The sequence below is a fragment of the Mycobacterium sp. E3305 genome (assembly GCF_001666785.1).
GTDB lineage: Bacteria > Actinomycetota > Actinomycetes > Mycobacteriales > Mycobacteriaceae > Mycobacterium.
On sequence record NZ_LZJA01000173.1, the window covers coordinates 1 to 16812 of the forward strand.

18 protein-coding genes and 1 pseudogene are annotated in these 16812 nt (G+C 63.6%); 4 read left to right on the forward strand and 15 right to left on the reverse strand.

All coding sequences use genetic code 11. The annotated features are described in order from the left end of the window. The 14 genes from A5701_RS16080 to A5701_RS16140 all read right to left on the reverse strand — a co-directional run. The coding region (locus tag A5701_RS16080) for an amidohydrolase family protein (protein WP_197504992.1) at positions 1-724 on the reverse strand (724 nt) is incomplete at its 3' end. Positions 725-836: 112 nt separating this feature from the next. Further along, positions 837-1475, reverse strand: a complete 639-nt coding sequence (locus A5701_RS16085; RefSeq protein ID WP_156670114.1) for a twin-arginine translocation pathway signal — start codon at positions 1473-1475, stop codon at positions 837-839. Next, positions 1472-2293, reverse strand: coding sequence for a hypothetical protein (locus A5701_RS16090; protein ID WP_067755493.1), 822 nt, complete (start codon positions 2291-2293; stop codon positions 1472-1474). Before A5701_RS16090 ends, A5701_RS16085 begins: the two co-directional genes overlap by 4 nt. 159 nt (positions 2294-2452) lie before the next feature. Beyond that, entirely contained in the window at positions 2453-2896 is a 444-nt protein-coding gene (locus A5701_RS16095) for a hypothetical protein (protein WP_231969374.1), read from the reverse strand. Positions 2897-2906: 10 nt separating this feature from the next. Further along, positions 2907-3260, reverse strand: coding sequence for a hypothetical protein (locus A5701_RS28970; RefSeq protein ID WP_082950350.1), 354 nt, complete (start codon positions 3258-3260; stop codon positions 2907-2909). 99 nt (positions 3261-3359) lie between these two features. Continuing rightward, positions 3360-3821 carry a hypothetical protein gene (locus A5701_RS16100; protein WP_067755530.1) on the reverse strand — a complete coding sequence of 154 codons (462 nt, stop codon included), beginning with the start codon at positions 3819-3821 and terminating at the stop codon, positions 3360-3362. 56 nt (positions 3822-3877) lie between these two features. Beyond that, entirely contained in the window at positions 3878-5467 is a 1590-nt protein-coding gene (locus A5701_RS16105) for an MCE family protein (RefSeq protein ID WP_067755496.1), read from the reverse strand. Next, positions 5467-6714 (reverse strand): MCE family protein, encoded by a 1248-nt coding sequence (locus A5701_RS16110; RefSeq protein WP_082950348.1) that lies wholly within the window; start codon positions 6712-6714, stop codon positions 5467-5469. The genes A5701_RS16105 and A5701_RS16110 overlap by 1 nt, the downstream gene beginning before the upstream one ends. After that, entirely contained in the window at positions 6711-8195 is a 1485-nt protein-coding gene (locus tag A5701_RS16115) for an MCE family protein (RefSeq protein ID WP_082950347.1), read from the reverse strand. The genes A5701_RS16110 and A5701_RS16115 overlap by 4 nt, the downstream gene beginning before the upstream one ends. Further along, positions 8195-9274, reverse strand: coding sequence for an MCE family protein (locus tag A5701_RS16120; protein WP_067755533.1), 1080 nt, complete (start codon positions 9272-9274; stop codon positions 8195-8197). Before A5701_RS16120 ends, A5701_RS16115 begins: the two co-directional genes overlap by 1 nt. Further along, the gene (locus A5701_RS16125; RefSeq protein ID WP_067755505.1) at positions 9274-10299 is read right to left on the reverse strand and encodes an MCE family protein; all 1026 of its coding nucleotides are present in this window, start codon (positions 10297-10299) and stop codon (positions 9274-9276) included. The genes A5701_RS16120 and A5701_RS16125 overlap by 1 nt, the downstream gene beginning before the upstream one ends. After that, complete coding sequence (locus A5701_RS16130; RefSeq protein WP_067755508.1) at positions 10296-11483, reverse strand: MCE family protein; 1188 nt, start codon at positions 11481-11483, stop codon at positions 10296-10298. Before A5701_RS16130 ends, A5701_RS16125 begins: the two co-directional genes overlap by 4 nt. 13 nt (positions 11484-11496) lie before the next feature. Beyond that, the gene (locus A5701_RS16135) at positions 11497-12342 is read right to left on the reverse strand and encodes an ABC transporter permease (RefSeq protein WP_067755511.1); all 846 of its coding nucleotides are present in this window, start codon (positions 12340-12342) and stop codon (positions 11497-11499) included. Between the two features lie 7 nt (positions 12343-12349). After that, the gene (locus A5701_RS16140; RefSeq protein WP_067755514.1) at positions 12350-13198 is read right to left on the reverse strand and encodes an ABC transporter permease; all 849 of its coding nucleotides are present in this window, start codon (positions 13196-13198) and stop codon (positions 12350-12352) included. Positions 13199-13436: 238 nt separating this feature from the next. Here A5701_RS16140 and A5701_RS16145 point away from each other — a divergent pair, with 238 nt between their 5' ends. Next, positions 13437-14243: an SDR family NAD(P)-dependent oxidoreductase gene (locus A5701_RS16145; RefSeq protein WP_067755518.1), complete on the forward strand. Its 807-nt coding sequence runs from the start codon at positions 13437-13439 to the stop codon at positions 14241-14243. A gap of 165 nt (positions 14244-14408) precedes the next feature. Further along, positions 14409-14771 carry a hypothetical protein gene (locus tag A5701_RS16150; RefSeq protein WP_231969380.1) on the forward strand — a complete coding sequence of 121 codons (363 nt, stop codon included), beginning with the start codon at positions 14409-14411 and terminating at the stop codon, positions 14769-14771. A 255-nt stretch (positions 14772-15026) separates the two neighbouring features. On the opposite strand, the gene A5701_RS16155 is transcribed toward A5701_RS16150, so the two are convergent. Then, the gene (locus tag A5701_RS16155; RefSeq protein WP_067755521.1) at positions 15027-15464 is read right to left on the reverse strand and encodes an SRPBCC family protein; all 438 of its coding nucleotides are present in this window, start codon (positions 15462-15464) and stop codon (positions 15027-15029) included. 217 nt (positions 15465-15681) lie between these two features. On the opposite strand from A5701_RS16155, the gene A5701_RS16160 reads away from it, so the two are divergent. Then, a complete protein-coding gene (locus A5701_RS16160; protein ID WP_067755539.1) occupies positions 15682-16557 on the forward strand; it encodes an enoyl-CoA hydratase in 876 nt (291 codons plus the stop codon). Continuing rightward, positions 16529-16812 (forward strand): annotated as a pseudogene (locus A5701_RS16165) (2-keto-4-pentenoate hydratase); the annotation flags it as partial. The gene A5701_RS16160 and the pseudogene A5701_RS16165, both read left to right, overlap by 29 nt.

The following is a 16812-nucleotide window of genomic DNA, read 5'->3' on the forward strand; positions in this document are numbered from 1 at the left end:
GGTAACGCTCGAAAACCCCGGCCAGGATGAGATGGCCCAGGCTGCGCTGGGCCCACAGCGCCATTTCCGTGATGAGCACGGCGTTGGATGCCGGCTGATCCATGGGCATTGCCGGACTTCCCGGACCGCCGTGCTGCACGATCGTCAGATCCAGTTGGCTGCACAACTGCCAAATCGGCTCATACCGAGTGTGGAACAGCGGGGCGACATTGGGGTCGCCCGGCGATACTGGGGGCAGCAGCACTCCACCGAAGCAGCCTTGCTCGTTGCCCCAACGAATTTCGTCCAGCGCGGCGTCGACGTCGTTGGGGAATACCTGGATCAGTCCTCGCCGGCGTGCGGGTGCCAGCGAACAAAAATCGACCTGCCATCGGTTGTGCGCCTGCACGCCCGCCCAGCGGTGTTCGAACTCTGCTCGGTTCTGGGGCAACGAGATGGTGATGTTGGGAGACGTCGGAAAGAAGGGAGGAACAGTGTTGGGCAGCAACAGCTCTGCCGCAACCCCGTCAGCGTCCATCTCGGAAATACGCAACTCATGGTCCCAGTTGCGCTTTGCGGTAGCGATGATCAAGTCATCGAAAGGACTGGCATACGTCGTGGCCCACGCGTCGAAGTCGTCGTGGAACGCCTTCGGGAGGTACGGCTTGTATTCGAGGAGGTCGGCGCCGGCGTGGGTATCCGCAGAAATGACAGTGTAGCGGGACGGGGTCTCAGGGGTGGCCATCAATCATCTCCTCAATGAGAATGCGACACCGGTCATTGTCTCGTGGCCGATAACTATGCATGATGAATGTTTCGTTCGGCGGATTCAACCCCGTCCCGGAGCCAGGGCAGTTCTAGATGGGATCGAACGCCGAGATAAGCCATGCGCCATGGACTTTGATCAAGCTGACCATGACGCTGCTGGCGGTCTGGACCGGCTCAGGTTGATCCTTGCTCGTTGTGGTCTGATCGAGGAAGACCAGCACCCTGGCCGTTTCTGGGTGCAGCTCGCTGATGACCGCGCGCTTGACCGCTGCTTGGGTATTGACGGCTTTCTGCTTGGCTGCGGGCGCCACGATTTGGTCGGCAAATTTGCCGTAGTACGTCAAGAAGTCACCGGTCAGGTGTGACTTTGCACCGGCCAGGTCGCTTTCCAGTTTGTCGGGTGTGTAGGACAGCAGCGCGACGGTCCCCTCGGTTGCGGCACCGATCACCGCCTTTGCCGCAGCGTCGTTGGTCTGCTGGTCGTGTCGATATTGGCCAAAGTACAGTGTGGCGGTTGCGGCGGCGGCCGCTACCAACAGCAGACCGATGATGAGTAGCGGCCAGTGCGATAGTGCGGTTCGTATCCGGGTGCGGCGCGTCTCGCTGGCGGCGTCTGCGGTCGTCCTTTGATCGTCACCGGTAGTGTCGTCGCGCTGGTCGTCGCTGGCCCCTGCGAGGGCGAGTTCAACGTTGGTGAGGTTGTCGTTTTCGAGCTGCCCGATGGTCATGGGATGAACTCCATGCTTGACATCTTGATTTTCCCGCCGTCTCGGGCCAGTTTGACGCTGAGCCGCCAAGAACGCGGCTGCTCGGGGGCGCCGGTGGTATTGGAGAGCGTGGAGCTGGCGGCAACGGCCACGACTGCGGTGTCCTCGGTCATGGATTCCAGGCACGCGGCTTGCACGGTCGTCTTGGCCGAGACCTTCGCGGTCTGAGCGGCTTTGACGAACTCCGCGGCCGCGCCGCGGAAGTCATCTCTGAACTGCCCGGTCGAGCTGTCGATGATGCGCTGTACGTCGTCTTTGGCGCTGTCCGCGCTAATCGACATCAGGGTGACCACGACTTGTCGTGCGGCCGCTGTGAATTCCGCGGCACGCTGTTGCTTGTCTAGCAGCTGATTGTGGTGTCGGACCATGACAGCACTCGCGACGAGAAGCGCTGCGGTGCAGAGCATCCCGACGGACGCGACCATCGTGGTTCGTTTCGGGCGGTGGAAGTATGTCTTTCTCTGCCGCCGGGGCGCCTTGCCGCCTTGATCGGGCAGTTCAGTGGCATCGGTGATGTCCCGATCGGTGACGTCATCCGCGGGAGTTGCCGACGCATCGTCGGCTGGGGTCTCAGCGATTTCTGCCGATGCGGTGTCGGTTGCTTCTGACTGTTGGTGTTGCCGCATGGACTGGACGCGGGCCCGGGCAGCGGCGGCGAGCGCTTCGGCTTCGGCAGCTTCTGCCTCCGCTGCCTCGAGAAGCTGAGCATCGACGGGCCGCTCGGAGGTGACATCGAGAGGACTCGCGTCCCGTTTCGGGAACGAACTGGCGGCGGGCATTGCCGTGCTCTCTCCGTTTCCGCCGCGTGCGAGCGAAGCTGGCCGGGCGATTGGTTGATACAAGCGGCTAGTAGCGCACAAGGTAGCGTCGTGCGGCGCAGTCTTGGACTGCAGTTCCCGCTGAGTGAGCATTCACCTCGGCGCCTGCCGAGCACCGAATTACCAGTGGCGCACCGAACACAATGCGCCTTTGACGCCGTTGTTGGTGGCCACGACTGCCCCGTCTATGGCGAGTTCGCAGTGAAAGTCCGGCGTGGCCGGCGACATCCCGCTGGTGGCGACGACCATGGCCCATTCATCGGGAGCTGCCAACCAGACGTCCCGGGTCCACCGTGTGGCTGGCCCCACGTCGGCCTCGACCTTAGGGCTGAATTGGTACGGGTCGTGGCTGTATTCGGCCCAGCCGGGCGGATCGGCGTCCCGGAAGTAGATGTCTGCGGTGACGCGGCGCTGCGCGGTGACGGTGTAGGTGACGTGGTGCAGCACCGGCTCGTCAGCACGGGCAACGGGCGTCGCGGATGCGGCCGTCGCAACGAGGATTGCAACCGCCAGCCCGGCTAGGGACTGCGCGGGACGCCCGAGCATATTGTTCGCCACCGGCATATGGGGTGATTTAGGTGTCGCCACGAACCCAGCGGGGTGCACCGTCGACAGACAGGCATGTGAGGAACAAGCCATCGGGGGCTTGTGCGACCGAGTTTTCGAAGCCCTCGCAGTTGGAGTTCTCCTCTTTGATTCCCCACATCGAGGGGGAACGGAAGTACCGGGGTTCATAACGCCGCGGAGATCCGCAGAAGACCAACCGGCCCCACGAGGTGGTGCCGAACACGAAGTGGGTGGTATCCGGGCACGGCGCGCCCAGCACGACACCTCCGGTGATACCCGGGACGCAGGTTGGGTTGTCACACGTGGACGGTCCAGCCCACCCGTGGACGGGTGTGCACGCCAGGAGGGCCGTCACCGCCATGGCCACGGGCAGGATCGCTCGCGTCGCGCGTCTTTTGAGGCGTAGGTCTGCGAGACGACCCGAATGCTGCGAGGTGATGGATGGTTTCATTCTCGGCCCTCACCCACTCTTGACGAGCTTGAACGGCATGCTGATGAACAACGTCTTACTTCGCCCGCAGGCGCCGCTGACGCCGGTCGTCTCGTCGGCGCCGGTGAGAACGGCCGAGGTTGGATCGACGGCATCTCCGTCGGGGTTGGTGGGGACGAACCTGAAGACCTGGAATCCCTGAGCCGCGGTTCCATCCGGGCAGGGCTGCCAGTTGTCGACGATGTGCTTGACGAACCACACACCGCCGGTTTGATAGATCGGGGCGCGCCAACCCCAGTCGCTGACTACCGTGCCGGTGCATTCGGTGGGATAACTGCAGGTCGTGTTGATCGTCCAGATACTTCGGATGCTGGCCTCGTTGTGAAAGATCTCGTTGGTCTTGGTCCACTCCCCGTTGGATGTCGCCGTGTAGGTGCCGTTCAGGCCCCAGTCGCCGGCCGCGCTGCCGAGGGGCGCGGTGCTTAGCGACATGACCACGACGGCGCCGATGAGGGCTGCGGTCCGAAGACGTCGGCGTGAGCGGCCGCTCATGTGGGGAAGAGGTCTTTCCAGGACCTCGTACCGGCGCGGGGGACCAGGTCCGATTGGCGATACACGGTGCCGTCGGGGGTGGCGTACCGGCCGGTTCGTGGGTCATAGGTTGCGACGGCAACCGATGGGCCGGACCGCCGAGGTGTGTATGCACTCGGCGCGGCAGCCGGGGCGGGCCCCTCGGAACCGTCAGGTGGCGGCGCTGCGGCCGGGGCGGGCGGCGGCGAATCCGGCGGGGGCCCGGGCGCGGGGCCGGCCGCTGGCGGCAGCGGTCCCGGCGGCGGGGTGCCCTCGAGTGGTCCGAAGATTTGGTCACCGAAGCTGACGCGGTCATCGGGCGGGACGCCCTGCGCGACGAGGTTCGGATCGAGGGGGTAGGGACCCAGGACGTGTTGGCGGATCGCCAACGGCTCGAAAGGTTTGTCGCTGTTGCAGATTTCGACCGTGGGCGCGCGCTTGCCGGGATGGCCCATGCACGGGTAGTTCCGGGCGCCGCGTACCCCAATGGGTGAATCCTGCGGCAGTTTGCAGTACAGCCCGTCGGGAGTGTCGATCACCGTCGTGTCCTCTGGTGACCGCCACGACGACGGCGGCAAGAACCCTACCGTGCATGCGGGCGGGTCGCCGATGGTAAGGGTGAAGTCGCCCAGGGAGTATCCGGTGGGATTGTTCTTGGGTGCGCCGTAGGACTGAGTGGCGGCGATGGTGGGCGGCAGCAACACCAGCAGCTGCTCGAGGGAGGGGTGATAGGTGACACCGACCTGGCCCAGCGTGGTGAGGTTCGCCAAGAGCATCGGCAGCGTCGGCTTGACCTGATTGAACAGGCGTGACGCCTCATCGGCGGCCCCTGGAGCCCCGTGCAGCAGCGTCCGTGTCTGGTGGTCGTCGGTGACGAGTTGTTGGCTGACGCCGGCGAGGCTGCGTGCCCACGTGCGGATGGCGCCGCCCGATTGCGCCTGGCCGTCGAGCAGGGGCCGGCTGTCGTCGATGAGGGTGCGTGACCGCTCGGCGTTGGTGTTGGCGTCGCCGACGAGTTGTGACGAGGAGTCCAGCAGCGACCCGACGTCGTACCCGGATCCGTTGAAGACCTTGAACGTTTCGTCGAGCAGACCGCTGATCTTGGTCTTGGGGACGCTGTTGATCAGCGTGCTGACTTGATCCAGCATCGGTCCGACGGCCTGTGGGATCGAGGTGTGTGCCGCGGGGATGATGGAGCCGTCATGTAGGTAAGGTCCTGCCGCCGTCGCTGGCTGCAGGTCCACATATTGCTCTCCGACCGCCGACACGCTGAGCACCTCCGCGCGCAGACCCGCCGGGATTTGCGGGCTGGTGTTCAACGACAGTGTGGCCTCGGCGCCGGCGCGGGTGGGCCGCACGTCGGTGACTTTTCCGACCTCCACTCCTCGATAGGTCACGTTGGAAAACCGGTAAAGTCCGCCGGTGCCCGGCAATTCCAGCGTGACCCGCATGCGGCCGACGCCCAGCAGGGTGGGCAGTTGCAGGTATTCGACGATCATCACGGTCATCCCGATGACCGACGCGATGGTGAAGATGGTCAGCTGAATTCGGACGAAGCGCGTCAACATCAGCGGTCCCCCACATCCTGTGGCACGAAATCGGTCGGCGCCGGGATCGGTGGCTGGCTGAGCTGCTGGGTGGTCACCGGGGCGCCGGCCGGCGTTGGCGGACCGGCCATGGGCGGCGTGGCCACCGCGTTCGGCGGGGCCGTGAGGGGCGCGGTGAGCGGGTCCTTGGTGAAGGTGGCATACCAGGGGTCTCCCGGGGCGGGCACCAGCGTGGCTCCCTCCTGCCCCCATCGTGTGCCCAGCAACAGTCCCCTCTTGAGCCGCGGGATCGTGAAGTCGAAAGTGATGAACTCGTTCAAATAGTCGCCCCGGATCGCGCGGTCGATGAAGTTCTGCGGGTAGGGATATGCCGGCGCGAAGGCCAGGACGGTGTCGAGGCTCGGGCCGACGTCGGCGAGTGCGCGCACGGTCGGCTCCAGATTTTTCAGGTTGGCGACCAGATCGTCGTGCGTGGCGTTGATCAATCCGGTGGCCGTGTTGCTGAACACCCGGAATTTATCCAGCGCGGTCGTGATCCTTGGCCGCTCTTTGATCAGAACGTCCAGTGCGGGCGGAATCCGTTGCAGCGCTTCGGTTATGACACCGCTTTGTCCGGCAAGGGTGCCGGCCAGGGCGTTCAATGCCGTGATGGATGCGTTGATGTTGTCACGCTGGGAATCCAAAACACCGACGAAGTCGTTCAAATGCGTCAGCAGATCGCGGATCTTGTCCTCGCGCCCGCCCAGTGCCGCGTTGAACTCGTTGATGAGGCCTCCGACCTTGCCCAGTCCCCCGCCGTTGACGACAACTGACAGCGAGGACAGGGTCTGCTCGGTGGACGGATAGGTCGAGGAGCGTTGCAGACCGATGGTCGCCCCGGGTGCGAGCCTGCCGGCCGCGGGCACGCCCGGTGGGGGGTTCAGTTCCAGGTGCATCGAGCCCAACAGGCTTGTCTGGCCGATCCTGGCGAGAGCGTTGGCCGGCACCACGGCGTCTGGACGCACCGAGATATCCACGTCGGCATGCCAATCGCGCAGCGTCATCTTGCCCACGCTGCCAACGACGACGTCGTTGATCATCACCGGCGAATTAGATTCCAGCGTACCGACATTAGCGATTTGGACGTGGTAAGTCACCGCGTCCTGGCCTCGTCCGACGGTGCCAGGTAGAGGCAGTGAATTGAGGCCATCGAAAGCGCATCCGGTTGCCGTCAACACCACCCATGACGCGATCGCTGCGAGACGCCGCGTTGATCGCGATCCGGTCACGGTGTGCCTCCGGGCTGGGATGCGGTCGGCAGCGGTGGTTGCGGACCAGCCGGCAGCAGCATGTCCTGCAGGCTGGCCGGGCCGGGGGCCGCTGGGGCCGGCCGGGGCACTCCCGGTGGGATTGGCGCACGGGGGAACAGCGCTGGCGAAGGGTCAGCGGGTAATCCGTTAGGGGCGTAGATCCCCGGGGGACCCGGCGGCAATTCCCATCCCGGAGGGGGTGGTATGTCGCCCGCGCCGGTGTAGGCCGACACTGCGGGTGGATCGGTTGGGATGGGGGGGACTCCGCCCGGCCCGCCGGGCATCAGGTTCGGATCCGAATAGACGAGGTTGTCCGGGCTCGGCGATTTGGCCAGATAGGCGTTGAACGGGATCGGTAGGTAGTTGAAGTTGATCAAACGCAGTGCGGGGCCCAAGTATTGGGCGCACAGCTTCGCCGTCTCGGCCGCGGTGGCATTCTTCACCGCGCCGATCGCCGAGCACACCAGTGCCACCGGATTGGCGAAGTTCGACATGGCGAAGGCTCCCCGTGCCGTTCCGGAGTCCGGGCTATAGATGTTGTAGCCGTTGGCGATTGCGTTGGGCGCCACGTGCAGAAGGTTTTCCACCGCCATGCGGTTGTCGGCCAGGTTTTTCGTCACGTTGGCCAGTCGTTGAATTTGTTCTGCGGTCTGGTCTCGGCTTCCGGCGATGAATCGGCGCACCTCACCGACCGCCGAGGATAGGTTGGTCAGCGCGGCATCCAAGTCTGACCGGTTGCCGTCCACGACGCTGCTCACCGTTGCGAGGCGGTCCTGGAATTCGACGATCTGGACGTTGCTGTCGCGCAGGGCGGTAACGAAGATCTGAAGATTCTTGATGATGTCGACGATGTTGCCGCTACCGCCGGCGAGGATGCGCCCGACCTGAGACAGCTCGGTGATCGTCCGCCGAAGCTTGTCGCCGTTGCCGTCCATGGCATTGGCCGCGCTGTCGATAAAGTGCCCGAGCGAACTGGTGGAAAGGCCGCTTGCGGGACCCAATTCGGTGGCCAGCCGCATCAGTTGCGTTTTGACCTGATCCCACTCGACGGGTACCGCGGTTCGCTCCACGCCGATCACCGCCCCATCGGCCATCGTCGGACCGCCGGTTCCCGTGGCTTCGTAAGCCGGGGTCAGCTGCACATACCGGGCCGCCACCAGGTTCTGTGCCACGATCACGGCCTTGGCGTCGGCCGGGATCGGCACATCACGGTCGACGGCCAGTGTCATCTTGGCCTGGGTCCCCTGGGGTTCGATGGACTTGATGGTGCCAACCTTGACCCCCACCACGCGCACCTCGTCGCCGGGGTAGATGGCGGTCGCGGAGCGGAAATATGCGGTAATCACCATGGGCCCGAACACTTCGGCGTGTACCACGAAAGCCGTTCCCGCAGCGATAAGTCCCACCAATGTCACCAGCAGCGCCTTGGTGTACCACGCCTTGTTCACCCCGGTCGCCATCATCGTCCTCCCGGAATGCCGTTGTGCGGCCAGGGGAATTCCGCGCGCGGTCCGGCATTGTCGGGTGGTTGACCCGCATTGACGCCCCGCCGGAATCCGAACGCGTAGTCCAGGAACGGTTGCAGGGCCTGCGCCGGGATCAGATTGCCGACGAATGCGTTGTAATAAAAGCCGTTGTTGACCGATTCGCCCTGGGTTACTTGGTATTTGGCTAATCCGACGATCGCCTTGGCGATGTTATCGCGGTTCTTTTCCAGCATCGCGGTGACCGAGTTGAGTTTGGCCAGTGTCGGCGCGAGTTCTTTTTCGTTGTCCGCCACCATGCCCGAGAGTTGCTGGGCCAGCGCCGAGGTGTTGGCCAGCAGGTTGACGATCGAGTAACGACGCTGATTCAGGACTCCGAGCAGGTCGTTGGCATTGAGCAACATGGTGTTGACCTGCTGGCTGCGTTCCGACAGGATGCCGGTGACATCGGCGGCGCTTTTGAGAAGATGGGCCAGCGATTCATTCCTGCTGTTCAACGATTGCGACAGTCTGCTCAGGCCGTCGAACGTGGGCCCCAGTCGTGGTGTGATCCGCTCGATCGTTTCGGCCAATGTGTCCAAGGATGCGTTGAGCGCGCCGGTGTCGGTGGCGGCGGTGTTGGCGGTGAAGTCGCTGACGGCGTCGGTCAGGGAGTATGGCGATGTCGTCCGATGTACCGGGATGACATCGGAGGAGTGCATGCTGCCGGCGCCTGCGGGCTCTAAGGCCAGCATCCGCGCACCCAGCAGGGTGCCCGTCCTGATGTGGGCTGTCGTGCTCGATCCCAGGTGCACATTGGCGTCGAGGCTAAAGGTCACCAATGCTTTGCCATGGCTGAGCGTGACGTCGGAGACCGTTCCCATTTTCACGCCCGACACTCGGACGTCGTTGCCTGCAGTTAGGCCCCCGGCCTCGGTGAACAGCGCCTGGTACCGGATGGAGGTAGCCATCGACCACAGCTGTTGGGGGTGCAGGCCGATGATGATGACTAGCACGATCAGCACGAACGCGATGAAGCCGGCCCGGATGAGTTGTGTGCCGCGATATTTCAGCATCAGGGTTCCCCGCATCGTCCGGTGTTTTGGGTGATCCACGGGAAGACGGCCGTGCGGCCCTGAAGGTCGGTGACGCGAATGGAGATGCCACACAGGTACTGGTTGATGAAACTTCCGTAGGCGCCCAACCGCACGAGTTTGCGGTAGTTTTCGGGGGCTTTCTGCAAAGCGAGGTCCAGCCGCGCCTTGTCATTGTCGAGCAACGGAGCCAGCCGATTGAGTTGGTCGACGGTACCGGCCAGCGGCGGACGGGCCTGGGTAAGCAGGTCGGCCAATGACGCGGTTCCCTTGTCGAGCGCGGTGATGGCGTCGCCTATCAGATCACGGTCAGCCGACAAGTCCGTGATGAGCCGCTCGAGGCGTCCGACCGTCGCCGAGAATTTGCCGCCGTCCTTGGCCACCGTGGCGACCACCTCGTTGAGATTGTCGATCAACTGCTGCACCACTTGCCCGTTGTCGGCCAGGGCGTTGGAGAAGGACGAGGTCTTGGCGAACAACGACTCCACATCGCCGCTGCTGCCTTGCAGAATCTGGATCAACGAGTTGGTCAGCGCATTCACCGATTGAGGGTTGAGCCCCTGAATCACCGGTTTGAGCCCACCCAACAACAAATCGAGGTCCAGCGCCGGCTCGGTGCGGTTTATCGGAATCCGCGATCCGGGCGGCTGAATCCCGGCAGAACCGGGGGCGTCGAGCAGGTCAAGGTAGCGATCCCCGACCAGGTTGAGGTAACGCACCGCGACTCGCGTGCTGGTAGTGAGCCTGACCTCGCGGTTCGCGTCGAAACTCACCAGCACGGTGTTATTCGATTGCAGCGCAACATGATTGACCGTGCCGACCCGGATCCCGGCGGCACGCACCGAATCACCGGCCTTAAGGCTGGAGGCATCGCTCAACACCGCGGAATAGCCATATGTCGAACCTGTGCGGTACTGGCCGAGGATGGCGAACAGGGCAGCCGTCAGCACAATAGTCACCACCGCGAACAGCCCGAACTTGACGGTCGTCCCGACCGAGCCCGTCATCCCGGCATCCCGATCTGTGGGGTGTTGCGCGGCGGCCCGTCGATCGGCCCGAACAGCCACTGCTTAAGACGATTGGAGTTCAACAGGATTCCCTGGTTTCCGTACTGCGCCTGGTTGGCGTCAATGTCGGTGACCAGGTAGGGCGGGCGGTGCCCGAAGCCCACGTCTGGTAGGCCCATGCATTGCGGACCGCCCGTCGCCGCGACCTTGGGGAGGTTCTGCGGGTACCGGTAACGTTCGGTGCCCAGCAGAAACGAATCCAGCAACAGGACACCCGGTACGGGCAGGGGCGGACCGGTGGCCAGCGGCTTGAGGCCGGCCAGCGCGCAGGTGATGGCTTGGTTGTATTTGTTGGTCAGGTTCGTGGTGGGGACCAGCAGATGAAGGACGGCAGTGAACGCCTGCGCGTTGTCCGCCAGCACGTCGTTTCCGATGTCGGCCAGCGCAATCGCGCTGATGAGCGCGGTGTCGAGATCACGCTGCCGGTCGACCACGGTGTCGCTCAGCCGGGTCGCGTTTTGAACCGTCTTAACCAGTTCGGGGGCCACGTCGGCGTAGGCGTTGAGCACCTGTGGGGCCACCGAGAGTTCGTGCCTCAGGGAGGTCAGGCTCGGGTCGATCTTGGTCAACAGGGCGTCCAGATCGGCCAGGGTGTGGCCGAGTTTGTCACCGCGGCCGCTGAACGCTTGCGCGAGAGCGCCAAGGGTCTCATTGAGCTTTTCCGGTTCGATCTGCGACAACACCGACACCAATTGCTCGAACACGGTGTCGATTTCGACGGTGACATGCTCAGAGTCAAGGATTTGGCCCGCCTTCAGCGACTGGGGGGAGGGATCGGGCGGTGGGATGAGTTGCACGAATTTCGACCCGAAGACGGTCGTTGATTCGATGTCGACGCCGGTATTGGCGGGAATCAGATTCAGCCAGGAGGGATTGATCGCCAGGTGAATCGCGGCCCGGCCGTCGGGCAGGTTGTCGATCGAGGAGACCTTGCCCACTTGTGCACCATGCAGCTTCACCTTGGCGTCCGGGTTCATCACCAGTCCCGCCCGGGGCGATAGCACCGTGACCGGCACCGATTCGATGGCACCGCCTTCGAACAACACGATGGTGGCAGCGACGATCGCGCCGATCACACCGACGGTGGCCAGACCCAGCAAGGGGCGAACAGTGTTGTTCCACATCAGCTTTCTTCCCCTAGCCCGACAAGTTGAAGTTGCCGTTGGCGCCGTAAATGGCCAGCGAAACCAGCAGGGTGACCGACACGATGATGATCAGGGAAGTGCGCACCGCAGTACCCACCGCGACCCCGACACCCGAGGGTCCCCCGCTGGCGAAGTAGCCGTAGTAGGTGTGGGTGAACAGGATGGCCAAGGCCATCAGGATCGCCTGCAGAAATGACCACAATAGGTCGGTTGGGTTCAGAAACGTCGAGAAGTAGTGACCATAGAGCCCACCGGATTGCCCCAGCACGACCACGGTGGTGAATTGGCTGGCCACGAACGACAAGATGACCGCGATCGAGTACAGCGGCGTGATCGCCAGCATACCGGCGACGATCCGTGTGCTCACTAGGTAGGAAACGGGCCGGATCCCCATACTTTCGAGCGCATCGATTTCCTCATTGATGCGCATGGCGCCCAGTTGGGCGGTCACGCCGGCGCCGAAGGTGGCCGCCAAGCCGATGCCGGCGACAATCGGCGCCGAGATACGGACGTTGATGAACGCGGCCAAAAAGCCGGTCAACGCCTCGATGCCAATGTTGCCCAGCGAGCTGTATCCCTGGATGGCCAGCGTCCCACCCGTCGCCAAGGTGAGAAATCCGACGATGACCACTGTCCCGCCGATCATCGCCAAGGTGCCAGCGCCCATGCTGATTTCGGCGATCAAGCGGATGATTTCTCGCCGGTAGCGGGTGGCCGCAAACGGGGCCCCGGCGATCGCCTTCCCGTAGAACGCGACGTGGTCACCGATGCCGGTCAGCGCGCTGATCGGTCTGTTGATTTCTCGGGCCAGACCCGGATATGCCGCTCGCAGCGTCACCGTCTGCCTACTTCGCCGTCATCTGGATGCCGATAGCCGTCACCACGACGTTGATGACAAACAGCGACATGAACGCGTATACCACCGTCTCGTTGACGGCGTTGCCCACAGCTTTGGCGCCGCCACCGGTGATCGTCAGCCCGCGGTAGCAGGCCACCAGGCCGGCGATGAGACCGAACAACAGCGCTTTGACCGAGGAAATGATCAATTCGGGCACCCCGGTCAGCAGGGTGATGCCCGCCGCGAATGCACCCGGGTTGACGTCCTGGACGAACACCGAGAACGTGTAGCCGCCCAGGATGCCGATGATGCAGACGACGCTGTTGAGCAGCAGTGCCACCAGTCCCGATGCCAGCATGCGCGGGGTGACCAATCGTTGAACGGGATTGATTCCCAACACTTCCAACGCGTCGATCTCTTCACGGATGGTGCGCGAGCCCAGATCGGCGCACATCGCCGTGGCGCCGGCGCCCGCCACGATCAGCACCGTGACCAGGGGGCCGACCTGGGTGACCGCCCCGAAGGCTGCACCCGCCCCCGAAAGGTCGGCCGCACCCAGTTCGCGCAGCAGGATATTGAGCGTGAAGCTGACCAGCACGGTAAATGGAATGGCTACCAGCAGCGTGGGCATCAGCGAGACGCGTGCGACAAACCACGACTGATCCAGGAACTCTCGTCCCTGAAACGGCCTGCGGACAGCGAACTTCGCCGCATCGGCCGCCATCGCGGCCAGTCCCCCGATGGCCTGCATGGGCCCAGCCAGCTTGGCGCCAAACGACGAAAGCCCCGGCGACCAACGGTCGGGCGCCTTCGTGATCACCGGCTGTGGCTCCTTCACCTCGTCGACACCAGACATCGCAGCTCGGGTCACGCCCTGCACCACATCGGTCCGAGCTGCGTCGAGCAGAACCCTCCCAGTCGGGTGAGACGTGAACCACACGATGTCCCGCTTACCGGGACGCCTATCCATCGCTGCGGATCCCATGCGAGGGCACCCGAACCGGGTCCATACCGGGCCCCTCCCCGCCTAGGAGAGGACCACCCACCGGGACATGCGGCTGACATTGCCGATTCCGCGGAGCACCATCCCCGTTGTGAACAGTCCTCAGAGATATGCGAATCGCCGCGTTTTGATCAGCGGGGGTGGCTCGGGCATTGGACAAGCAACCGTGCTGCGCGTGCTGGAGGAAGGCGGACGAGTTGTGGCCGCCGACATCAGCGAGTCCGGGTTGAAGGACACGGTGGCCAAGGCCGACACGTACGCGTACCGGCTCGCCACGGTGACGTTGGACGTCGGCGACGAGCAGTCCGTCCGCGACGGTGTCGGCCGGGCGCTCGCGGCGCTGGGAGGTCTCGACACGTTGGTCAACGCGGCGGGGATTCTGCGCTCGGCCCATTTCCTGGACACCACCGTGGCCGATTTTGAGCAGGTACTCCGTATCAACCTGGTCGGCACCTTCCTGATGACCCGCGAGGCGATCCCGGCCCTACGCGAGGGCGTCGGTCCAGCCGTGGTCAACTTCAGCTCCACCTCGGCGGCCTTTGCTCACCCGTATATGTCCGCCTACGCCGCATCCAAGGGCGGAATTCAGTCGATGACACATGCGTTGGCAATGGAGTTCAGCAAAGAGGGAATCCGGTTCAACTCGGTGCAGCCGGGGTCAATTTCCTCCGGAATGACTGATGGCACAGGAGAATCGAAGCAGAGCGTAGGTCCGGGCCTACCTGCTGACGTCGACTTTTCCTTGTTCGGCAAGGTTCAGCCCGTACTTCCACTGGCTGACGGCGCGATCTTCGCCAGACCAGACGCTGTAGCCGCCGTAGTAGCCATGCTGGGCTGTCCCGACGCCTATTTCATCACCGGCACCGAAGTCCGTGTGGACGGCGGCTCGCATATGTGAGCCGCGACCAGCGGCCCCGCCGAGGGCAGTCCGCCATTGCGGTGGGTAACGGCATGTCGTCTGATCCTTCGGCCCAAACAGAATGGAGCGAACTTGAAGGCGCTCATACTGGGTATCTGCCTGGCGGCGGCGGCCTTCGGGCTCGTGCCCGTGGCCCACGCGGAGATGCGAACCGGCAATTACCAGCTTTTGATCACCGGCAGGTACGACTTCCATACCTGGATCTGGGCGATTTCGTCGTGCAGCGGTGACTGTGTCAGCGTGAGCGCGATACCCCAACCGGTAGCCAGGGCATTCGAGTACACCGGCACCGCTCGGTTCGCCGATGGCCGCTATACCTTGAGTGTCGACGTTCCCGACGGTCTGCGTTGTGGTGACATCTACTACGGCCCCGTGATACCCACGCACGACGTCTACGCATGGGATGCGTCCGCGCTTGCTGGCTCGTTGGACTCCTCGTTTTCCTCGGGTTGTAACGGGTCGCCGGCGGGAACCTACACGTATCCGTTCACCCTGGTCCGCATGTAGATCGTGCAGCCTAACCTTCTCCCCTGCGCGGCGAGTGGCTAACATCAACGACTTCCGGTCACCCGCCCGCACGTGTGGGTGGCGGTGATCGGCGATGCGAAGACAACGGCCTGGCTCCGGCCACCACGCGGGGCACCAAACCCAGCCCGCCATCGGGCCGCGTGTAATGACCAAGGAGGCTGACGGTAAATGGCTTTGGGCCATCTTGATCCTGTAGACGAGACCGGTGGCAATCCATGCTCACCGGCACGGTGGCTACGTCGGCTGCGCTTCGGCTCCCCGGGCGAGAGCGGTCACCATCGTGGGCATGCTCGCGCGCAGCATGAGCCAGATCAGCGGCCCTGTGAGCGGAATGCGGCTCCGAAACGTTGCCTTCCATACGATGTGAGATCCGCGAGACGTAGTGGATATATGAACATCGGCGCGGTGATCGGTGACGGGGATTCCCGAGAGGATGGTATAGGCGTGGTGGTAGGGGCGGTCAGCGATCAGAATTTTTTCGCGCATAGTCAAGCCGCTCATGGTGATTCGACGTATAGCCCCGGTACGGGAGTTGGCCGTTCCGGGGTACTCCCAGACCGCGGCCCGCACACCGCCTAGCCACTCAGGCCACCGCGTGACATCAGTGAGCAGGTCGTAAACGATCTGCGCTGGCGCGGCACATGTCCGCTCAAAGCGCAACGAGAAGCGCATAGCGTTGACGCTACGCGGAAACGGCGCATGTACCGGATCGGTAATCCCGACAGTCGGGATGCGCTGAGTAACGAGGCGGCGCCGCACGGATTGCCGGCACGCATCCCACCAGCTGTGATCGAGATGACTCCCAGTGTATGGAAACCGACTACTGCCTGCGGGTCGACTGCGCTGATGATGGTCAGAACCGGAATGCGTGATGACGGAAGGCATCAACATGGACACGCCAGATGTAGACGAAGTGGTCACCTATGCAGTGACCTCCGGAGTCGCTGTGGTCACCATGAACCGTCCGCGTTACCGCAATGCGCAGAACTCGGCGATGACCTACGCCCTGGATGCAGCGTTTAGGCGCGCAGTGGACGATGACGACATCAAGGTGATCGTGTTGGCGGGTGCCGGCGAGCACTTCAGCGCCGGTCACGATATCGGCACCCCCGAACGTGACCACAACGTGCGCTATGAGAATCGGGCGGTGTTGTGGTGGGACCACGTCGACAAGCCAGGCGGCGACCAACGTTTTGCGCGGGAGACAGAGGTCTATCTTGGGATGTGCCGAAGGTGGCGCGAAATCCCGAAGCCCACTATCGCGATGGTGCAAGGCGCGTGTGTGGCCGGTGGTCTGATGCTTGCCTGGGCCTGTGACCTGATCGTGGCCGCCGATGATGCCTTCTTCAGCGATCCCGTTGTGCGCATGGGCATTCCGGGCGTCGAATATTTCGCACACCCTTGGGTGCTCGGACCCCGGTTTGCCAAGGAGATCTTGTACACAGGTGAGAGGTTCAGCGCGCAGCGTGCCTACGAAATCGGTATGGTCAATCGAGTCGTCGCACGGCCGCAGCTACGCGATGAAACCTTCGGCCTTGCAACGCGTATCGCGGCGATGCCCCAATTCGGTCTCGCACTGGCCAAGCGGGCGGTCAACCACTGCGAAGACCACATGGGATTACGCAATGGCATGGACGCCGTCTTCGGTCTTCACCACTTCGCACATGCCCATAACGCCGAGATCGGGACCGGCCCACTCGGCGGGATGGACGCCAAGGCAATGACTTCACCTGCAAATGCTGAGGGAACCAATTCTCGTGCTTAGCAGGGAATTACACCACCAGCTAGCTGTCCAGTTGGCGCAGGCTGGGCGGAGCCGCTCACCGATCGCTCCGCTGACCGCTGTTCATCCGGAGATCGACGTCGTCGATGCCTATGAGATCCAGCTGATCAACATCCGGCAGCGGGTGGCCGAGGGGGCTCGGGTGCTGGGCCATAAGGTTGGCCTGTCGTCGAAGGCGATCCAGCAGATGATGGGGGTCGACGAGCCGGACTACGGGCATTTGCTCGACGAGATGCA